The organism is Blastococcus sp. TML/M2B (assembly GCF_016612865.1).
Taxonomy (GTDB): Bacteria; Actinomycetota; Actinomycetes; order Mycobacteriales; family Geodermatophilaceae; genus Blastococcus.
Genome location: NZ_JAENZZ010000002.1, coordinates 251,587 through 269,151, shown reverse-complemented (window position 1 = coordinate 269,151; position 17,565 = coordinate 251,587). Strand labels below are relative to the sequence as shown.

General features: G+C 75.2%; 15 protein-coding genes and 3 pseudogenes. 11 read left to right on the top strand and 7 right to left on the bottom strand.

The window, feature by feature from the left end:
- Nucleotides 1-14 precede the first annotated feature (14 nt).
- Both serA and JKP75_RS09885 read left to right on the top strand, forming a co-directional pair.
- Nucleotides 15-1,244 (top strand): phosphoglycerate dehydrogenase, encoded by a 1,230-nt coding sequence (gene serA, locus JKP75_RS09890; RefSeq protein WP_200491591.1) that lies wholly within the window; start codon nt 15-17, stop codon nt 1,242-1,244.
- Nucleotides 1,244-1,999 (top strand): hypothetical protein, encoded by a 756-nt coding sequence (locus JKP75_RS09885; RefSeq protein WP_200491592.1) that lies wholly within the window; start codon nt 1,244-1,246, stop codon nt 1,997-1,999. Before serA ends, JKP75_RS09885 begins: the two co-directional genes overlap by 1 nt.
- Before the next feature lie 104 nt (nt 2,000-2,103).
- On the opposite strand, the gene JKP75_RS09880 is transcribed toward JKP75_RS09885, so the two are convergent.
- On the bottom strand, nt 2,104-4,443 hold the full coding sequence (locus JKP75_RS09880) for a xanthine dehydrogenase family protein molybdopterin-binding subunit (protein WP_200493022.1): 2,340 nt from the start codon (nt 4,441-4,443) through the stop codon (nt 2,104-2,106).
- Nucleotides 4,444-4,618: 175 nt separating this feature from the next.
- Between JKP75_RS09880 and JKP75_RS09875 the strand changes: the two genes are divergently transcribed.
- On the top strand, nt 4,619-5,122 hold the full coding sequence (locus JKP75_RS09875) for a (2Fe-2S)-binding protein (protein ID WP_200491593.1): 504 nt from the start codon (nt 4,619-4,621) through the stop codon (nt 5,120-5,122).
- A complete protein-coding gene (locus JKP75_RS09870) occupies nt 5,119-5,946 on the top strand; it encodes a xanthine dehydrogenase family protein subunit M (protein ID WP_200491594.1) in 828 nt (275 codons plus the stop codon). The genes JKP75_RS09875 and JKP75_RS09870 overlap by 4 nt, the downstream gene beginning before the upstream one ends.
- A gap of 15 nt (nt 5,947-5,961) precedes the next feature.
- Here JKP75_RS09870 and JKP75_RS21130 read toward each other — a convergent pair whose 3' ends face one another.
- Both JKP75_RS21130 and JKP75_RS24510 read right to left on the bottom strand, forming a co-directional pair.
- Nucleotides 5,962-6,117 carry a hypothetical protein gene (locus tag JKP75_RS21130; protein WP_242473279.1) on the bottom strand — a complete coding sequence of 52 codons (156 nt, stop codon included), beginning with the start codon at nt 6,115-6,117 and terminating at the stop codon, nt 5,962-5,964.
- 76 nt (nt 6,118-6,193) lie between these two features.
- Nucleotides 6,194-6,382, bottom strand: a pseudogene (locus tag JKP75_RS24510) (pyridoxamine 5'-phosphate oxidase family protein); the annotation flags it as partial.
- A gap of 165 nt (nt 6,383-6,547) precedes the next feature.
- Between JKP75_RS24510 and JKP75_RS21125 the strand changes: the two are divergent.
- The 4 genes and pseudogenes from JKP75_RS21125 to JKP75_RS09850 all read left to right on the top strand — a co-directional run.
- A pseudogene (locus JKP75_RS21125) lies at nt 6,548-6,616 on the top strand (NAD-dependent epimerase/dehydratase family protein); the annotation flags it as partial.
- A gap of 61 nt (nt 6,617-6,677) precedes the next feature.
- Nucleotides 6,678-7,490, top strand: coding sequence for an NAD(P)H-binding protein (locus JKP75_RS09860; protein ID WP_309229725.1), 813 nt, complete (start codon nt 6,678-6,680; stop codon nt 7,488-7,490).
- Entirely contained in the window at nt 7,463-8,245 is a 783-nt protein-coding gene (locus tag JKP75_RS09855; RefSeq protein ID WP_309229987.1) for a CPBP family intramembrane glutamic endopeptidase, read from the top strand. The genes JKP75_RS09860 and JKP75_RS09855 overlap by 28 nt, the downstream gene beginning before the upstream one ends.
- Nucleotides 8,246-8,274: 29 nt before the next feature.
- On the top strand, nt 8,275-9,177 hold the full coding sequence (locus JKP75_RS09850) for an NAD(P)-dependent oxidoreductase (RefSeq protein WP_200491596.1): 903 nt from the start codon (nt 8,275-8,277) through the stop codon (nt 9,175-9,177).
- A gap of 98 nt (nt 9,178-9,275) precedes the next feature.
- On the opposite strand, the gene JKP75_RS09845 is transcribed toward JKP75_RS09850, so the two are convergent.
- The 3 genes and pseudogenes from JKP75_RS09845 to JKP75_RS09835 all read right to left on the bottom strand — a co-directional run bounded on the left by JKP75_RS09845 (nt 9,276) and on the right by JKP75_RS09835 (nt 11,913).
- A complete protein-coding gene (locus tag JKP75_RS09845; protein ID WP_200491597.1) occupies nt 9,276-10,571 on the bottom strand; it encodes an acyl-CoA dehydrogenase family protein in 1,296 nt (431 codons plus the stop codon).
- A gap of 177 nt (nt 10,572-10,748) precedes the next feature.
- Nucleotides 10,749-11,429 (bottom strand): annotated as a pseudogene (locus JKP75_RS09840) (NADPH-dependent F420 reductase); the annotation flags it as partial.
- A gap of 88 nt (nt 11,430-11,517) precedes the next feature.
- Nucleotides 11,518-11,913 (bottom strand): VOC family protein, encoded by a 396-nt coding sequence (locus tag JKP75_RS09835; protein WP_200491599.1) that lies wholly within the window; start codon nt 11,911-11,913, stop codon nt 11,518-11,520.
- A gap of 216 nt (nt 11,914-12,129) precedes the next feature.
- On the opposite strand from JKP75_RS09835, the gene JKP75_RS09830 reads away from it, so the two are divergent.
- The 3 genes from JKP75_RS09830 (at nt 12,130) to JKP75_RS09820 (ending at nt 16,523) form a co-directional block, all read left to right on the top strand.
- A complete protein-coding gene (locus JKP75_RS09830) occupies nt 12,130-13,386 on the top strand; it encodes an APC family permease (protein WP_200491600.1) in 1,257 nt (418 codons plus the stop codon).
- A 51-nt stretch (nt 13,387-13,437) separates the two neighbouring features.
- Nucleotides 13,438-13,650, top strand: a complete 213-nt coding sequence (locus tag JKP75_RS23395; RefSeq protein WP_200493020.1) for a PadR family transcriptional regulator — start codon at nt 13,438-13,440, stop codon at nt 13,648-13,650.
- A gap of 122 nt (nt 13,651-13,772) precedes the next feature.
- Nucleotides 13,773-16,523 carry a glycoside hydrolase family 2 TIM barrel-domain containing protein gene (locus JKP75_RS09820; protein ID WP_200491602.1) on the top strand — a complete coding sequence of 917 codons (2,751 nt, stop codon included), beginning with the start codon at nt 13,773-13,775 and terminating at the stop codon, nt 16,521-16,523.
- A gap of 13 nt (nt 16,524-16,536) precedes the next feature.
- Here JKP75_RS09820 and JKP75_RS09815 read toward each other — a convergent pair whose 3' ends face one another.
- Nucleotides 16,537-17,511, bottom strand: coding sequence for a zinc-binding dehydrogenase (locus JKP75_RS09815; RefSeq protein ID WP_200491603.1), 975 nt, complete (start codon nt 17,509-17,511; stop codon nt 16,537-16,539).
- Nucleotides 17,512-17,565: the final 54 nt, after the last annotated feature.

The window sequence follows — 17,565 nt, the reverse complement described above, 5'->3', positions numbered from 1 at the left end:
CTAGGTTCGGGTGCATGCCCAGAGCCCTGCTGCTCGAGAACATCGACCCGGTCGCGGTCGAGCTGCTGACCGCCGCCGGGTTCGAGGTCGAGTCCCGGCGCGGTGCGCTGGCCGAACCCGAGCTGATCGACGCCCTCGACGGGATCACGCTGCTCGGCATCCGGTCGAAGACCCAGGTGTCCGCCGAGGTGTTCCGGCAGCGCCCCGAGCTGGTCGCGGTGGGGGCCTTCTGCATCGGCACCAACCAGATCGACCTCGCCGCCGCCGCGGCCGCCGGCGTCGCCGTCTTCAACGCGCCCTACTCCAACACCCGCAGCGTGGTCGAGCTGGCGATCGCCGAGATCATCAGCCTGGCCCGGCGGCTGCTCGACCGGGACAAGGCGCTGCACGCCGGCACCTGGGACAAGTCGGCGGCGGGCAGCCACGAGATCCGCGGCCGGACGCTCGGCATCGTGGGCTACGGCAACATCGGCAGCCAGCTGTCGGTGCTGGCCGAGGCGCTGGGCATGCGGGTCGTCTACTACGACCTCGAGGACAAGCTGGCCCTCGGCAACGCGGAGAAGTGCGGCAGCCTGGACGAGCTGCTCGAGCGGGCGGAGGCGGTGACGCTGCACGTCGACGGCCGGGGCGGCAACGCCGGGCTGTTCGGCGCCGAGCAGTTCGCCCGCATGCGCCCGCGCAGCCTGTTCCTCAACCTGTCCCGCGGCTTCGTCGTCGACCACGAGGCGCTGCGCGAGAACATCCTCAGCGGGCACATCGCCGGGGCCGCCGTCGACGTCTTCCCGGAGGAGCCCGCCGAGCAGGGCGACCCCTTCGACTCCGCGCTCCGGGGGCTGCCCAACGTCATCCTCACCCCGCACGTCGGCGGGTCCACCCAGGAGGCCCAGCACGACATCGGCCGCTTCGTCGCGGGCAAGCTGGCCGACTACGTCGGCGCGGGGACGACGACGCTGAGCGTCAACCTGCCCACGGTCGCGCTGCACGGCCGCTCGGCGCAGCGGTTCGGGCTGCTGCACCGGAACGTGCCCGGCGTCCTGGCGCGGGTCGACGCCTTGGTGGGGGAGCACGGGCTCAACGTCGACGGCCAGGTGCTGGCCACCCGCGGCGAGTTCGGCTACGTCGTCACCGACGTGAGCGCGGAGCTCCCGCCCGCGCTGCTCGCGGCGCTGCGGGCGCTCCCCGAGAGCGTCCGGTTGACCACCCACGGGCCGGCGTTTCCCCGGCTGGTGGAGAGCGCCGGCTGATGGACGCCCCCGCGCCGCACCGGTTCGTCGCCCGTGTCGTCGAGGAGGCCGCCAACAAGATCCACGAGGACGGCGTCGCCCGGCAGCTCGGCTTCTCCGGCGCGCTGGTCCCCGGCGTGGAGCTGTTCGCCCGCATGACCACGCCGCTCGTGACCGGGTGGGGCGAGCAGTGGCTGTCCGAGGGACGGGTGGACGTGCGCTTCCGCCGTCCCGTCTACGACGGCGAGGAGCTGCTCGTCGAGCTGGCCGACGGCCGGCTCACCGCCACCGGCCCGGACGGCGAGGTGCGTTGCGTCGGCTCGGCGCAACCGTCGGCGGACCGGCCCGACCTCACCGGCTTCACGGAGGTGCCGGCCGGTCCCGGGTTGGTGGCGGACCCGGTCGTGGGGCCGTTCGGCAGCGTCGCGGAGCTGTGCACCGTCGAGCGGAACGAGTGGTACCTCGACGCGATCGGGGAGCCCCTGACGCTGTACCGGGAGAACGGCTGGGCGCACCCGGGGATGCTGATGAAGGCGGTCCACCGGCTGCTGATGCAGAACGTGGCCCTGGGGCCGTGGATCCACACCGCGAGCGACTGCCGCTTCCTCGGCATCGCCCGCCTGCCCGTGGTGCTCACGACGCACGGCCGCGTCACGCACGTCGGCCGCCGGGGCCGGCACGACGAGGTCCGCTACGACGCGCTGGTCCTCGCCGGCGACCAGCCGGTCTTCCAGGTGCACCACACCGCGCTGTACCGGCTGGGCACCGACGCCTGACGCGGCGGCGACCGGCACCGGACGCCCCGAGCGCCGCCGATCCGTGATCAGCCCTCGCTGAGGGTCGCCTCGCAGACGCTGGAACGACCGCGGGTGCGTGGTGATCACGCACGCGGCGTTCGCCTCGTCGGCGGGATCAGCCGACGGATGGCCTGCACCGCCCGCCAGATGCGCATCGGCGTCGTCGGCATGTCGACGTGCCGGACGCCGAGGTGGGCGACGGCGTCGATGACCGCGTTCTGCACCGCCGGGGTGGCGCCGATGGTGCCGGCCTCGCCGATGCCCTTGGCGCCGAGCGGGTTGTAGCTGGTCGGGGTCTCGCTGGCGACCAGCTCGAACGAGGGCAGCTCGGTGGCCGAGACGATCGGGTAGTCGGCGAACGTCGACGTCGTCGGGTTGCCGTCGGCGTCGTAGAGGATCTCCTCCAGCAGCGCCTGTGCCGCACCCTGGGCCAGGCCGCCGTGCCGCTGCCCCTCGGCGAGCAGCGGGTTGAGGATGACCCCGGCGTCGTCCAGCGCGACCAGCCGCACCAGCTCGGCCTTGCCCGACTCGACGTCGACCTCGACGACGGCGACGTGCGCGCCGAACGGGTACGTGGCGCCCGGCGCGGTGAACACGCTGCGGACGAACAACCGCTCCTTCTCCGCCAGCGCGGCGAAGGAGACCGACGCACCCGGGACGCCGGCGACGCGCAGGCCCGCGAGCTCCCGGTCGACGACGAGGTCGGCGGGGTCGACCTCCAGCTCCTGGGCCGCCCGCTGGCGGGCCAGCTCGACCAGCTCGCCGGCGGCCTGGCGCACCGACGCCCCGCCCAGCTGGAGGCTGCGGGAACCGCCGGTGCCGCCGCCCTTCGGGATCAGGTCGGTGTCGCCCCAGCGCACGGTGATCCGCTCGACCGGGATGCCGAGCTCCTCGCTGGCCAGCATCGCCCAGGCGGTGGAGTGCCCCTGCCCGTGCGGCGAGGTGCCGGTGAGGATCGTCGCCGACCCGTCGGGGTGCACCTCGACGACCGCGGCCTCGTTGGGGTCCCCGGCCTCGGAGCCCGCGCCGGTGATCTCCACGTAGACCGAGAGGCCCACCCCCAGCTGGCGGACGTCGCCGCGCTCGCGCCGGGCCGCCTGCTCCGCCCGGAGGTCGCCGTAGCCCGCGGCCTCGAGCACGGCGTCCAGGGCCGCCGGGTAGTCGCCGGAGTCGTAGAGGGCACCGCCCTTGCTCATCCACGGCTCGGTGAACGGGGCGACCAGGTTCTTCCGGCGCACCTCGGCGGGGTCCATGCCGAGCTCGGCGGCGAACAGGTCGACGGCCCGCTCGATGGCCGCGGTGGCCTCGGGCCGGCCCGCGCCGCGGTAGGCGCCGATCGGCGTGGTGTTGGTGACGACGCTCTGGAAGGAGGTCTCCAGCACCGGGATGTCGTAGACGCCGGGGGCCATGAGCAGGGTCAGCGTGGGCAGCAGCGCGCCCATCTTCGGGTAGGCGCCGGCATCCTGGAGCACGTGCAGCCGGTAGGCGCGGATCCGGCCGTCCCGGTCGCCGCCGATGGTCACGGTCTGCACCTGGGCCCGGCCGTGGGTCATCCCCAGCATGTTCTCGGAGCGGGTCTCCACCCAGGTGGCCGGCCGGCCGACGTGCCGGGCGACCAGGGCCACGACGGCGTGCTCGGGGTCGGCGCCGAACTTGCCGCCGAACGCGCCGCCGACGTCGGGGGTGATGACACGCACCTGGTCGGCGGGCAGTCCCAGCAGGCCGCGGGCCGCCCGCAGGCTGCCCTGGGCGCCCTGGTTGGGCAGCCACAGCGTCAGCCGGCCGTCCTCGCCCCACGCGGCGGCGGCGGCGCGCACCTCCAGCGGCGCCACGGCGACCCGCTGGTTGAGGATCTCCTGGGTGACGACGACCTCGCAGCCGTCGAAGGGGTCGGCGTCGGCGGGCTTCGCGGGGCCGGCGAAGCAGACGTTCGTGCCCGCCTCGGGGAACAGCAGCACCTCGCCGTCGAGCGCCGCCTTCGGGTCGACGACGACCGGCAGCGGCTCGTAGTCGACGCTGACCAGCTCGGCGGCGTCCTCGCCCTGGTACAGCTCCTCGGTGAGCACGACCGCGACCGGCTCGCCCACGAAGCGGACGGTGTCGCGGGCCAGCAGCGGCTGCGCCATGGGCTTCGGGTACATCGGCATCGCCGCGCGCTGCTCGGGCGCGTCGAGGTCCTCGCCGGTGAGGACGGCGACGACGCCCGGCATGCCCTCGGCGGCCGAGGTGTCGATGCCGGTGATCCGGGCGTGCGCCGCCGGCGAGCGCACGAACGTCACGTGGACGGCGCCGGCCAGCCGCTCGTCGACCAGGTCGTCGGTGTAGACCGCGCCGGTGGTGAGGAACCCCGGGTCCTCGGTGCGCAGCACCCGGGTGCCGAGGATGCTGCCCCGCGGCAGCACGTCGCTCGGGCCGTCCGTCATCTCCACCAGGGTCTCCTGCCGCCGAGGAACGCGTCGCCCGGCAACCTCGCACCGATCCCGTCGTCGTGCAAGGTCCGGCCCGCAACACGCGGTGCCAGGTGGTGTCCCGCCGGTCGCAGGGTGTAGACCTCGAACCCCGGCACCACGCACCGACCGCCGCCCAGGAGGGCAACCGATGCAGGTCTCCATCACCGTGAACGGCGAGCAGCGCACCGACGAGGTGGAACCGCGCCTCCTGCTCGCGCACTACCTGCGCGAGGTGTGCGGGCTCAAGGCGACCAACATCGGCTGCGACACGACGTCCTGCGGCGCATGCACGGTCGTCGTCGACGGGCTGAGCGTGAAGTCCTGCACCGTGCTGGCCGTGCAGGCCGCCGGCGCCCAGGTCACCACGCTCGAGGGCCTGGCCGGCGCCGACGGCGAGCTGCACCCGGTGCAGAAGGCGTTCCGCGAGGAGCACGGCCTGCAGTGCGGGTTCTGCACCCCGGGCATGGTCATGGCCTCGGTCGGCCTGCTGGCCGCCAACCCCGACCCGACCGACCGGGAGGTCCGCGAGGGCCTGGAGGGCAACCTCTGCCGCTGCACCGGCTACCACAACATCGTGCGGGCGGTCCGTTCCGCGGCCCAGGCCGGCCCGGCCGCCGGCCGCGTCCCGGGCGCGCAGGAGGTGCAGGCGTGATCCCCTCGCCCTTCGAGTACGTCCGGGTCGGCTCCGTCGAGGAGGCGCTCGCCGCGCTCGCCGAGCACGGCGAGGACGCCAAGGTGCTGGCCGGCGGGCACTCGCTGCTGCCGCTGATGAAGCTGCGGTTGGCCGTCCCGGAGGTGCTGGTCGACATCAGCGGCATCCCCGGGATGTCCTACGTCCGCGTCGAGGGGGACGGCGCGGACGCGGTCGTCGCGATCGGCGCGGGCACCCGGCACCACGAGCTGGAGCGGGACGAGGTCGCCCGCGCCGAGGTGCCGCTGCTGCCGCACGTCGCCGGCCTGGTGGGCGACCCTCAGGTGCGGCACCGCGGCACGATCGGCGGGACGACGGCGCACAGCGACCCGGCGTCGGACCTGCCCACCGCGCTGCTGGCGCTGGGGGGCACCGTCGTCCTCCAGGGCCCCGGCGGGCGCCGGGAGGTGCCGGTGACGGAGTTCTGGACCGGCTTCTTCGAGACGGCGATGTCGCCCGACGAGCTCGTCGTCGAGCTGCGGGTGCCGCGCACCGGCACCCTCGGGTGGGGCTACGAGAAGTTCACCCGGCGGGCCAACGACTGGCCGATCGTCGCCGCGGCCGCCGTCGACGGCCGGGTGGCCCTGGCCAACATGGGCGGCACGGTCCTGCGGGCCACGGCCACCGAGGAGGCCCTCGCGGCCGGCGCCCCGATCGCCGAGGCCGCGGCCCTGGCCGACCAGGGCACCTCGCCGGTGGCCGACATGCACGCCGACGCCGACTACCGCCGGCACCTCGCCCGGCTGCTCACCCGCCGGGCGCTGGAGACCGCCGCCGGCGCCTGACGGTTCCGGGAGCGGTCAGCTCTTGCGGAAGTCCCAGCTGACCAGCTTCTCCGGGACGATCCGCAGCCAGGCGTGCCGGCTGTCGGCGGGCAGCCGCCCACCGGCGTACTTGTCGCCGAACAGCCGCACCGGCTCGTCCAGCGCAGGGTCCGGCTGCCCCGTCCACGGCACGTCGCCGACGACGACGGCGCGGCCGGACAGACTCGACCCCGCGGAGCTCGGTGTACTCCACGCCCGCGTCGACCAGCACGGTCACCCGGGGGTCGCGCTGCAGGTCCGCCCAGCGCTGCGCCCGGACCAGCGAGTGCAGCCACAGCGCCGTCCCGTCCCAGACGAACCACAGCGGCGAGACGTGCGCGGCGCCGTCGGGGCCGACCGTGCCCACGCGGCAGGTCCGCTCCTCGCGGAGGAAGGCGTCCACCTCGTCGGGGGACATGGCGATGCGGCGGCCCCGGCGCTGCCCGGCCGAGGACTCGTCGAGGGAACTGGGCACGGGCCCTCCGGCTCGCACGGGGCCGACCCCGCGCGGGTCCGCCGAGGCCAGCACGGTATCCGGAGCCCGCGGGTCGCCGGGACGGCCGGTCCGGGTGAGGCTGTCCCCATGAGGATCCTGGTCACCGGCGCGTCGGGCTTCGTGGGCAGCAGGCTGGCCACCGCCCTCGAGGAGGCCGGCCACGAGGTCCGGGCGATGACCCGGCGGCCCCGAGCGGTACCGGGGCGCCGGCACGCCTGTGGCCGGCGACGTCGGGGACGAGGCCTCGTTGCGCACCGCGCTCGAGGGGTGCGCGGCCGCCTACTACCTCGTGCACTCGCTGGACGACCCCGACTTCGAGCGCAAGGACGCCGACGCCGCCCGCGCGTTCGCCCGTGCCGCCGCCGCGGCCGGGGTGGGCCGGATCATCTACCTCGGCGGCCTCGGCCAGGACGGCGACGAGCTCTCCCGGCACCTGCGCAGCCGCCGCGAGGTGGAGACGCTGCTGGGCGGCACGGGCGTGCCGGTGACCGTGCTCCGCGCCGGCATCGTGGTCGGCCACGGCGGGGTGTCCTGGGAGATGACCCGCCAGCTGGTGGCCCACCTGCCCGCCATGGTCACGCCCCGCTGGGTCAGCACCCGGACGCAGCCGATCGCGGTCGCCGACGTCGTCCGGTACCTGGTCGGGGTGCTCGAGGCCCCCGAGGCCGAGGGGCGGGTGTTCGAGGTGGGCGGGCCGGACGTGCTCACCTACCTGCAGATGCTCACCCGCATCGCCGAGATCCAGAACCGGCACCTGTTCGTCGTCCCCGTGCCGCTGCTCAGCCCGCAGCTGTCCTCGCGCTGGCTGGCCTTCGTCACCGACGTCGACGTGACCACGGGCCGGTCGCTGATCGACTCGATGACCAACGAGGTGGTCGTCACCGACGACGCCATCCGCTCGGTGGTGCCGTTCGAGCCGATGGACTACGACGAGATGGTGATGACCGCCCTGGTCGAGCGGGCGCGGGAACGCCGGCAGCAGGTGGGGGAGCGGCGCCGCGGGTGGCTCAGCCGCGGGGCGCGCCGGTGACCGGCCGCCGGCCGCTGCGGGGGCTGCGGACCGCGCTCGCCCGGGCCTCCGCACCGCTGGTGCGCATCGTGCCCCGCCAGCACTGGGACAGCGACGAGGTCTTCCGGCGCCGGCGGCGGGTGACCGGCGTGGTCGCGGTGGCCGGCGCCTCGCTGCTCGGCGTCTCGCTGTCGACCCCGCCGGGCTCACCCCGCTTCTACGGGCTCACCCTCGGCGTCGCCGGCACCTGGGTGGTCGGGGGGCTGGCGTCCGGGCCGCTGCACCTGGGCCGGATGTTCGGCCCGGAGGACACGCTGCGCCGGCCGGTGCTCACCCCGCTGGCCTCCGGCGTCGCCGCCTTCGGCGCCTTCTACGCGGCGGCGCTGGTGGCCCGCCGCATCCCCGTCCTGGACCGCGCGATCGGCTCGGTGCTGACCTACGCGGATCAGGGATCCGGGCCGCTCGTGCTCACCACGGCCCTGGCCAACGGGGTGGCCGAGGAGGTGTTCTTCCGCGGTGCGCTGTACGCGGCCTCCGGTCCGCGGCCGGTGCTGACGTCGACCGCGGTGTACGGCCTGGCCACCACGGCCACCCGCAACCCGGCGCTCGTGCTGGCCAGCGTGCCGATGGGGCTGCTCTTCGCGCAGCAGCGCCGCATCACCGGGGGCATCCAGGCGCCGATGATCACGCACGCGGTGTGGTCGGCGCTGATGCTTCGCTACCTGCCGCCGCTGTTCGCGGGCCGGCTCGCGGAGCAGCGACCGCTCCAGGGGTGACCCGGGCCGGCCACTGGCACAGTGGCGGCATGACCGAGCAGACCCCCGTCGTCGTCGTGACCGGTGCGAACGGCCTGGTGGGCACCGCGGTGTGCCGGGCCCTCGCCGACCGCGGAGCGCGCGTGCGCGCCGTCGTCCGCCGGCCGGGCGGTGCGCCCGCCCTCGACGGCGTGGAGGAGGCGGTCGGCGACTTCGCCGACGCGTCCTTCGCGCGCGAGGTGACCCGCGGCGCCGACGCCGTCGTCACCACGGTGCACCCCATGGCCTCCTCCCGGGAGGTGCAGCACCGGGTCGGCGCCGAGGGGACGGCGGTCCTCGCCCGCGCCGCTCGCGACGCCGGCGTCGCCCGGCTGGTGCACGTCTCCACCGCGGCGGTCTACGACCGCTCGACCGATCTCGGCGACGTGGCCGAGGACGGCGCGCTCGCGCCCGAGGGCAGCGGGGCCTACCCCGACAGCAAGAACGCCACCGACGCCGCCCTCGCGGAGATCGACGGGCTGACCGTCGTGCTGGTCCGCCCGCCCGCGATCCTCGGCGCCGGCGAGACGTCGGTCTGGAACACGCTGCGACCGCGGGCGATCGGGGCCGGCGACCGCCGGGCCAATCCCGACCAGACCTGGTCGTGGGTGCACGTCGACGACCTGGCCGCGTTCATCGCCGACGTCGCCTCCGGCGCGATCGCGACCGCCGACGCCCCCGCGCGGGGCCCGGTGGCCGGGGCGACCACCCCGGTGATCGTGGCGGGCGAGCCGGCGACGCTGCGCGACTACATCGGCACGGTGGCCGAGGCGCTCGGCGTCGAGCCGGAGTGGACCGACGAGCCGGCGTGGACCGGGCGGCTGCTCACCGACCGCGCGCACGGGTGGGGCTGGTCGCCCCGGGTCGGCCTGGCGCAGGCCCTGGACGAGCTGCGCAGCGGCCTGCGCCGCTGAGGCGCGCCGCCTCCCGGATGCGGGACGGGGCCCGGTCACCGTGTGGTGACCGGGCCCCGCTGCGTTCGGCCGTGCTGCCCGCGGAGCGGGCGGCGGCATCACGGACCGGCGAACACGCCCTCGCCGCGGGACTCCGAGCGGCCCGGGGCCGGCTCGTTGTAGCGGCCGGCCTCGGCGCGGGCGACCACGAAGTGGTGCACCTCGTCGGGGCCGTCGGCCAGGCGGAGGGTGCGCTGGCTGGCGTACATGCCGGCCAGCGGCGTCCACTGGGAGACGCCGGTGGCGCCGTGGATCTGGATGGCCTGGTCGATGATCTGGCAGACCTTCTCCGGGACCATCGCCTTCACCGCGGAGACGTAGACGCGGGCCTGGGCGTTGCCCAGCACGTCCATCGCCTTGGCGGCCTTGAGCACCATGAGCCGGCACGCGTCGAGCTCGATGCGGGCGCGGGACACCGTCTCCATGTTCTTGCCGAGGTTCAGGATCGGCTTGCCGAACGCCTCGCGGAACTTGCCGCGGCGGACCATCAGCTCCAGTGCCTTCTCGCCCTGGCCGATGGCGCGCATGCAGTGGTGGATGCGGCCCGGGCCCAGGCGCACCTGGCTGATCTCGAAGCCACGGCCCTCGCCGAGCAGGATGTTCTCGACCGGCACGCGCACGTCGGTGAACCGGATCCGCATGTGCCCGTGCGGGGCGTCGTCGCGGCCGAACACCTCCATCGGCTCCATCACCTGGACGCCCGGGGTGTCCATCGGCACCAGGATCTGCGACTGCTGCTGGTGCACCGGCGCGTCCGGGTTCGTCTGGCACATGACGATCATGATCTTGCAGCGCGGGTCGCCGGCCCCGGAGATGTAGTACTTCTCGCCGTTGAGGACGTACTCGTCGCCGTCGCGCACGGCCTGCAGCCGGACGTTCTTGGCGTCGGAGCTGCCGACGTCGGGCTCGGTCATGGCGAAGGCCGACCGGATCTCGCCGTTGAGCAGCGGCTCCAGCCAGCGGGCCTTCTGCTCCGGGGTGCCCACGCGCTCGAGCACCTCCATGTTGCCGGTGTCGGGCGCCGAGCAGTTCAGCGCCTCCGAGCCGAGCGGGTACTTGCCGAGCTCGACGGCGATGTAGGCGTAGTCGAGGTTGCTCAGGCCGCCGACCTCGGAGTTGGGGAGGAAGAAGTTCCACAGGCCGGCTTCCTTGGCCTTGTCCTTGGCGCCCTCCAGCGCCTCGAGCTGACCCGGCGCGTACGACCACCGGTCGGCGCGGCCCTCGCCGAGCCGGTGGAACTCCTCCTGCATGGGTGCGACCACGTCCTCGAGGAAGCGGACCACGCGCTCGTAGAGCGGCTGGGCCTCCTCGCTCATGCGCAGGTCGAACAGTTCCGCGGGCTCGGCTCTCTGCATCTGGATGTCCCTCTCAGCTGGTTCGTCGGGCGGCGGGCGCTCCACCGGGCTCCTGGTGATTCTCGCCACGAGGCTGCGCCGGTGGACGGCGGCCCCCCGAGGGTGGCACGGCACGGGCCGTTCGTCAGAACCGGATGCGCTCCCGTGTCGCCGTCGGGCCGCCGACCGCGCGAGGGGTCACCCGCGGGCGGCGAGCACCTCGCGGCCGCGCTCGGAGGCGGGGAACCGGTCGATCATGGCGCGCAGCTCGGCGGCGTCGACGTCGGCACCGAAGGGCTCGGTGCCCGGCTCGAGGCGCACGCCGTCGGCCAGGGGGCCGGCGACGACGGGGTCGAAGCCCAGGTCGGAGACGATGCGGGCGACCGCGTCGAGGTGGGCGGCCTCGTCCCCGGCGAGCGCGATCGCCTTCCGGTCGGGTGCGCCGGCGGGGCGGGCCCCGCCCTCGAGGTCGTGGTAGCCCATGTGGTTGAACGCCTTCACCACGCGGGACGCCGGCAGGAACGCCTGCACGATCTCGCTGGTGGAGGTGCGCGGGTCGGTGAGGTCCTCGCGGACGCCGTCGACCTCCCACCAGTAGTTCATCGCGTCGACGACCAGCTTCCCGGCAAGCGCGTCGACCGGGAGGGCCCGGTGCTTGCCGAGCGGGAGCGCGAGGACGACGACGTCGGACTTCAGCGCCGCCTCGGCCGCGGTGGTGGCGACCGCGCCCGGGACGAGCACCTCGACGGTCAGCGCGATCCGCGCCGGGTCGCCGGAGCCGGCGATCAGCACGTCGTACCCGGCCGCGCGCGCGAGGCGGGCGAGCACGGTGCCCACCTTGCCGGCGCCGAGGATGCCCAGCGTGGTCACGGGGATGACCTCTTCCTGCCGTGGAGTCGGGCGGTCACCTCCTCCAACCGCTCGACGCGCGCGGTGTTCCGCCGGCGCGGCAGCCCGCGGCGTGCGGCTACGGGGTGGCCGCGGCCGGGTGCCGCGCTGCCTGGAAGAGCTCCACCAGGTTGCCGTCGGGGTCGGCGAGCAGGATCTGCCGGCCGCCGGGGCCCGAGACCGGGTCGCTGCGGAAGGTCGCGCCCTGCAGCCGGGCGATCTCGGCGTCGAGGTCGTCGACGACCAGGTGGATGCGGTTGCGGCCCGGGGTGGCGGCGTCCGCGGGGGTCGCCCGGGCACCGGAGCTGGCCGGCCCCGAGAGCAGCAGCCGCAGCGGGCCGCGGACCACGTCGGCGAAGGCCGGTGCGGCGTCCATCCGGAGCGTGAAGCCCAGGTGCTGGGTGTAGAAGTCGATCGCCGCCTGCACGTCGGTGACGACGTAGCGGACGCTGGCGTACTGCTCGGCTGCGGTCACGGCCGATCCTCCGGTGCGGGGACGGGGGGAGGCGACGGCGCGACCGGCGGCGCAGCTGCTGTGCTCCGGGTCGGCCGAGCCCCGTGGATGCCCTCAGCGTCCGGCACGCTCCGCCCGGTGTCACCGGTATCGTGAACCGACATCGGGACCCGACATCGCCACGCCGGACGGGATGGCGATCCGGGGCGGAGCGGCGACCGACGGTGAGGGGGAGCGGTGGGCACCGGACCGGAGCTGTCCCGGCGCCTGGGGACCACCGACGCGGTGGTCATCGGCCTGGGCTCGATGCTCGGCGCCGGGGTGTTCGCCGCGTTCTCCCCGGCCGCGCAGGCCGCCGGCGCCGGGCTGCTCGTCGGCCTGGCGCTCGCCGCCGTCGTCGCCTACTGCAACGCGACCGCCTCGGCCCAGCTGGCCGCGCAGTACCCGGTCTCCGGCGGCACCTACGTCTACGGCCGCGAGCGGCTCGGGCCCTGGTGGGGGTTCCTCGCCGGCTGGTCGTTCGTCGTCGGCAAGACCGCCAGCTGCGCGGCGATGGCGCTGACCTTCGCCGCCTACACCGCCCCGGCGGGGTGGGAGCGGCCGGTGGCCGTCGCGGCTGTGGTCGGCCTGGTGACGGTGAACTACCGCGGCGTCACCCGCACCGCGCGTCTCACGCGGGTCATCGTGACCGGAGTGCTGGTCGCGCTGGCCGTGGCGGTCACCGCCTCTCTCGTCGGCGGGGACCCGGACCCCGGGCGGCTGTCGGGCTGGGCAGCACCTGACGGTGGGGTCCACGGCCTGCTCCAGTCGGCCGGGCTGCTGTTCTTCGCCTTCGCCGGCTACGCGCGGATCGCCACGATGGGCGAGGAGGTGCGCGACCCCCGGCGCACCATCCCGCGGGCCATCCCGCTGGCGCTCGGCATCGCGGTCGCCGTCTACGCGGTGGTGGCCGTCGCCCTGCTCGCCGTCCTCGGGCCGGACGGCGTGGCCGGCTCGTCCGCACCGCTGGCGACGGCGGTCGCGGGCAGCGGCTGGGCCTGGGCCGAGCCGGTCGTGCGCGTCGGGGCAGCCGCGGCGTCCCTGGGCGCGCTGCTGGCGCTGATCGCCGGCGTGGGGCGCACCGGCCTGGCGATGGCGCGCGAGGGCGACCTGCCGCGCGTGCTGGCCGCCGTGCACCCGCGCTTCGCCGTCCCGCACCGCGCGGAGGTGGCCCTGGCCGCGCTGGTCTGCCTGCTCGTGCTCACCGTCGACCTGCGGAGCGCGATCGGCTTCTCCTCGTTCGGCGTGCTGCTCTACTACGGCGTCGCGAACGCCGCGGCCTTCACCCAGGACCGCGCGCACCGCCGCTTCCCCCGCCCGCTGCAGGTGCTCGGGCTGCTGGGCTGCCTGGTGCTGGCGGCCACGCTGCCGTTGTCGGCGGTCCTCGGCGGTGCCGCCGTCGTCCTCGTGGGCGTCGCCTACCGGGCCGCCCGCCTGCGGCTGACCCCGGGCTGAGCGGCCCTACCCTTGCCGGACCGGGGCCGACGGCGTGGACAGGAGGGCGGCGTGCGGGAGTTCCAGCGGGGCGCGATGCGCATCCACGTCCTGCACCACGCCGCCGAGGAGGAGATCCACGGCGCCTGGATGGCCGAGGAGCTGGCGCGGCACGGCTACCGGATCAGCCCCGGGACGCTCTACCCGACCCTGCACCGGCTGGAGGCCGACGGGCTGCTCACCTCCCGGCAGCTGGTCGTCGACGGCCGCACCCGGCGGCTGTAGCCGCGCCACGGACGCCGGCCGGGCCGCCCTGGCCGAGGACAAGGCGGCGCTGGCCGAGCTCGCCCGCGAGGTGCTCGGCCTGCACGCGTCGGAACAGCCGCCGGGCACCTAGGCTCCCGCGCATGCTCGAGACGCGCTCCTGGACGCGGCCCGAGGCGGTGCAGCTGAACCGGCTCCCGATGACGACGTTCCTCCGCGAGGGCGCCGACGTGCTGTCCCTCGACGGGACGTGGTCGTTCACGCTGCTCGACCGCCCCGGCGGGGCCGTCCGCACCGAGGCGACCGTGCAGGTGCCGGGCTGCTGGACCATGCAGGACGTCGGGGACGGGCCGCAGTACACGAACATCCAGATGCCGTTCCCGGGCCCTCCGCCGCGCGTCCCGGCCGACAACCCCACCGGCGTCTACCGCCGGCAGGTCGAGCTCCCCGCGGACTGGGCCGGATCGCGGGTCGTCCTGCACGTGGGCGGTGCCGACTCCGTCCTCTACGTGGAGCTCGACGGCCGGGCGGTCGGCATGGGCACCGACTCCCGTCTCGGCCAGGAGTTCGACCTCACGGGTCTGCTCACCCCGGGCCGGCCGTCCGAGCTGGTGCTCACCGTCGTCCGCTGGTCGGCGGCCAGCTACCTGGAGGACCAGGACCACTGGTACCACGCCGGTCTGCACCGCTCGGTGCTGCTCTACCGCACCCCGCAGGTGCACCTCGTCGACGTCCGCGCCGTCGCCGACCGCGACCCCGCCACCGGCACCGGTCTGCTCACCGTGCACGCCACCACCGGCGAGGCGCGCAGCGACGGGGCGCGGCTCCGGGTGCTGCTGGACGGCGAGCCGGTGGGCGAGGCGCGCGCCCGCTGGGAGCACCGGACGGACGTCGCCACCAACGCCTACCGCTTCACCGGCCGCGGGGCGACGGTCTCCGCCGAGGTCCCCGGCGTGGCGGCGTGGTCGGCCGAGCACCCGCACCTGCACGAGCTCCGGGTCGAGCTGGTGGACGACGACGGCGCGGTGCTGGACGCGGTGCGGCTGCGCGTCGGGTTCCGCCGGGTCGAGGTGCGCGGCCACGAGCTGCTGGTCAACGGCCGGGCCGTGCTGATCAAGGGCGTCAACCGGCACGACCACGACCCGCGGACGGGCAAGACGGTCAGCCGGGCGGCGATGCGCCGGGACGTCGAGCTGATGAAGGCGCACAACCTCAACGCGGTGCGGACGTCGCACTACCCGAACGACCCCTACCTCTACGACGTCTGCGACGAGCTCGGCATGTACGTCGTCGACGAGGCGAACCTGGAGACGCACGCCTACCTGCGCTCCCTGCTCGCCGGGAGCGAGTGGGGCCCGGCGGTGCTGGAGCGGATCACCCGCATGGCGCTGCGCGACAAGAACCACCCGTGCGTCGTGATGTGGTCGCTGGGCAACGAGAGCGGCTGGGCGCCGATCCTGGACGCCGCCGCGTGGCTGCGGGCCTACGACCCCACCCGTCCCGTGCACTACGAGAACGGCTACCTCGAGGCGGCGCTCGCCGGCGGGCTGACCCCGCCGGAGTCGTGGCGCACCCCGCGGCGGGAGACCGACGTCGTCCCGCCGATGTACCCCGCGATCGAGGACCTGGAGGAGTGGGCGACGACGGTCGCGCTGCCCGAGCGGCCGCTGATCATGTGCGAGTACGCGCACGCCATGAACAACTCCGGAGGCGACCTCGACCGGTACTGGGCGGCGATCGAGGCGCACCCCGGCCTGCAGGGCGGGTTCGTCTGGGACTGGGTCGACCAGGCCCTCGTGCAGCGGATGCCCGACGGCACCGAGCGGCTCGCCTACGGGGGCGACTTCGGCGACACCCCGCACGACGGCCCGTTCTGCCTCAACGGGGTGGTCGCCGCCGACCGCACCCCGCACCCGGCCCTGTTGGAGCTCGCGCACGTCCTGCAGCCGGTGGGCTTCGCCTGGACCGGGGGAGGGGGCGTCCGGCTGACCAACAAGCACGACGTCACCGACCTGGCCGACGTCGCCGACGTCGACTGGTCGGTCACCGTCGACGGCGAGCAGGTCGCGGCCGGCACGTTCGGCCGCGTTCCGCTGGCACCCGGTGCGCACGGCGACGTCCGGGTGCCCGTCCCGCCGCTGCGGCTGCGCGGACGCCAGGTCGCGCACCTGGCGCTGCGAGTCGGCACGGTCGCGTCCTGGCAGATCGAGCTGGCGCGCTCGGAGGAGGCGGAGCCGCCAGGCGCCGGTCCGACGGTGAGCCTGCCGACCCGGCTCGCGCTGTGGCGGGCGCCGATCGACAACGAGACCTACGGGCCGCGGCACGCCGAGCGGTGGGAGCGGCTGGGGCTGCCCTCGGCGCACGAGCGGGTCGAGCTGCGGACGGAGACCGACGGCGACCGGGTCACCCACGAGGTGACCGTGCCCGACGACTGGGACGACATCCCGCGCGTCGGGGTCCGCCTCGAGCTGCCGCGGGGCGTCGTCGCGGTGGACTGGCTGGGTCGCGGCCCGCACGAGAACTACTCCGACCGCCGGGCCGGCGCGCTGTTCGGGCGCTGGCGCACGGCGGTCGACGACTGGCCCGTGCCCTACGTGCACCCGCAGGCCAGCGGCAACCGCACCGGGGTGCGCGTGCTGCGCTTCCTGGACGCCGACGACCGCGTCGTCCTCACCGTGGACGGGCTCGACGACCTGGACGTGACGGTGAGCCGCTGGACCGACGAGGAGCTGGCGGCCGCCGGCCACCTGGAGGACCTGCCGGCCCGCGACTCCGCCTACCTCTGGATCGACGCCCGGCACCGGGGCGTCGGCTCGGGCCCGGTCGGACCGGACGTCAGCGCCCCGCACCGGATCGGCCCCGGCACGTACCGCTGGAGCTACCGGCTGAGCTGACCCGGAGGCCCGGTCAGGCCATGTCCAGCGCGATCTTCAGCTGCCCGGGGCGCGGGGTGAGCGCCGCGCCGAAGGCCGCCTCCACGTCGCCGACCGGGTGGACGGCGGTGACGTAGCCCTCCCGCAGCTCCGGGTGCTCGGCCAGGTAGCGGTCGGCGTCGGCCAGCACGCGCCGCCGCTCCAGGGCGACGCCCGAGCGCAGGGTCAGGTTCTTGCGCAGGAAGGTCATCATGTCGAACGGGTAGACCGGGTCGTCGGGGACGCCGAAGTAGAAGACCTGCCCGCCGAACGCGACGGCGCCCAGGGCCGGCGCCAGCGTGGAGATCTGGTGGCCGACCGCTTCCACGACGACCGACGGCCGGTCGGCGTCCGACAGCCGCCCCGCCCACCGCTCGGCGCGGGCGGTGACCGTCTCGTCCACGCCGAACAGCGCGGCGACGTCGGCGCGGTCCACCGGGTCCACGCCCGTGACGCGCCGCGCACCGCGGGCCTTGAGGACGTGGCTGAACAGCAGGCCGATGGGCCCCTGCCCGATGACGGCCACCGACTGCCCCGAGGCGTCGCCGAGCTGCTCGACGGCGTAGAGCACGCACGCCAGGGGCTGCAGCATCACGGCGGTGGTGGCCGGCAGCCCGGCGTCGTAGCCGGCCAGGCCGTCGCCGTCGGTGACCACCAGCTCGGCGATGCCGTCGAACATGGACGCCCAGCCGACGACGAGGTCGCCTGGGGAGTGGTCGGGGTGCCGGCTGACGACGACCTCCCCGACGATCTCGTGCAGCGGGAAGCCGGGGGCCCGCGTGGCGCCCCACCCGTCCTCGGCGGCCGGGTGCGGCCACAGGCCGCCGCGGACGTTCGGCAGGTCGCTGCCGCAGATGGCGCCGGCGCGGGTGGCCAGCAGCACGTGCCGCGGGGGCAGGGTCGCGGGATCGGGGGCCGGGACCTCGACCTGCTCGAACCGGAAGGGCCCGCTCAGCGCCTGCGCCCACATGCTGGATCTCCGTCCTGCCGCTGCCCGCCACCGGGCGGGTCGCCGCCAGCCTGC

Bases quoted from the DNA above. Each gene is read 5' to 3' on its own strand.
- JKP75_RS09875 (WP_200491593.1), top strand. From the start codon at position 4,619: ATGCAGGTCTCCATCACCGTGAACGGCGAGCAGCGCACCGACGAGGTG.
- JKP75_RS09820 (WP_200491602.1), top strand. From the start codon at position 13,773: ATGCTCGAGACGCGCTCCTGGACGCGGCCCGAGGCGGTGCAGCTGAAC.
- JKP75_RS09880 (WP_200493022.1), bottom strand. From the start codon at position 4,443: ATGACGGACGGCCCGAGCGACGTGCTGCCGCGGGGCAGCATCCTCGGC.
- serA (WP_200491591.1), top strand. From the start codon at position 15: ATGCCCAGAGCCCTGCTGCTCGAGAACATCGACCCGGTCGCGGTCGAG.
- JKP75_RS09815 (WP_200491603.1), bottom strand. From the start codon at position 17,511: ATGTGGGCGCAGGCGCTGAGCGGGCCCTTCCGGTTCGAGCAGGTCGAG.
- JKP75_RS09850 (WP_200491596.1), top strand. From the start codon at position 8,275: ATGACCGAGCAGACCCCCGTCGTCGTCGTGACCGGTGCGAACGGCCTG.
- JKP75_RS09885 (WP_200491592.1), top strand. From the start codon at position 1,244: ATGGACGCCCCCGCGCCGCACCGGTTCGTCGCCCGTGTCGTCGAGGAG.
- JKP75_RS09845 (WP_200491597.1), bottom strand. From the start codon at position 10,571: ATGCAGAGAGCCGAGCCCGCGGAACTGTTCGACCTGCGCATGAGCGAG.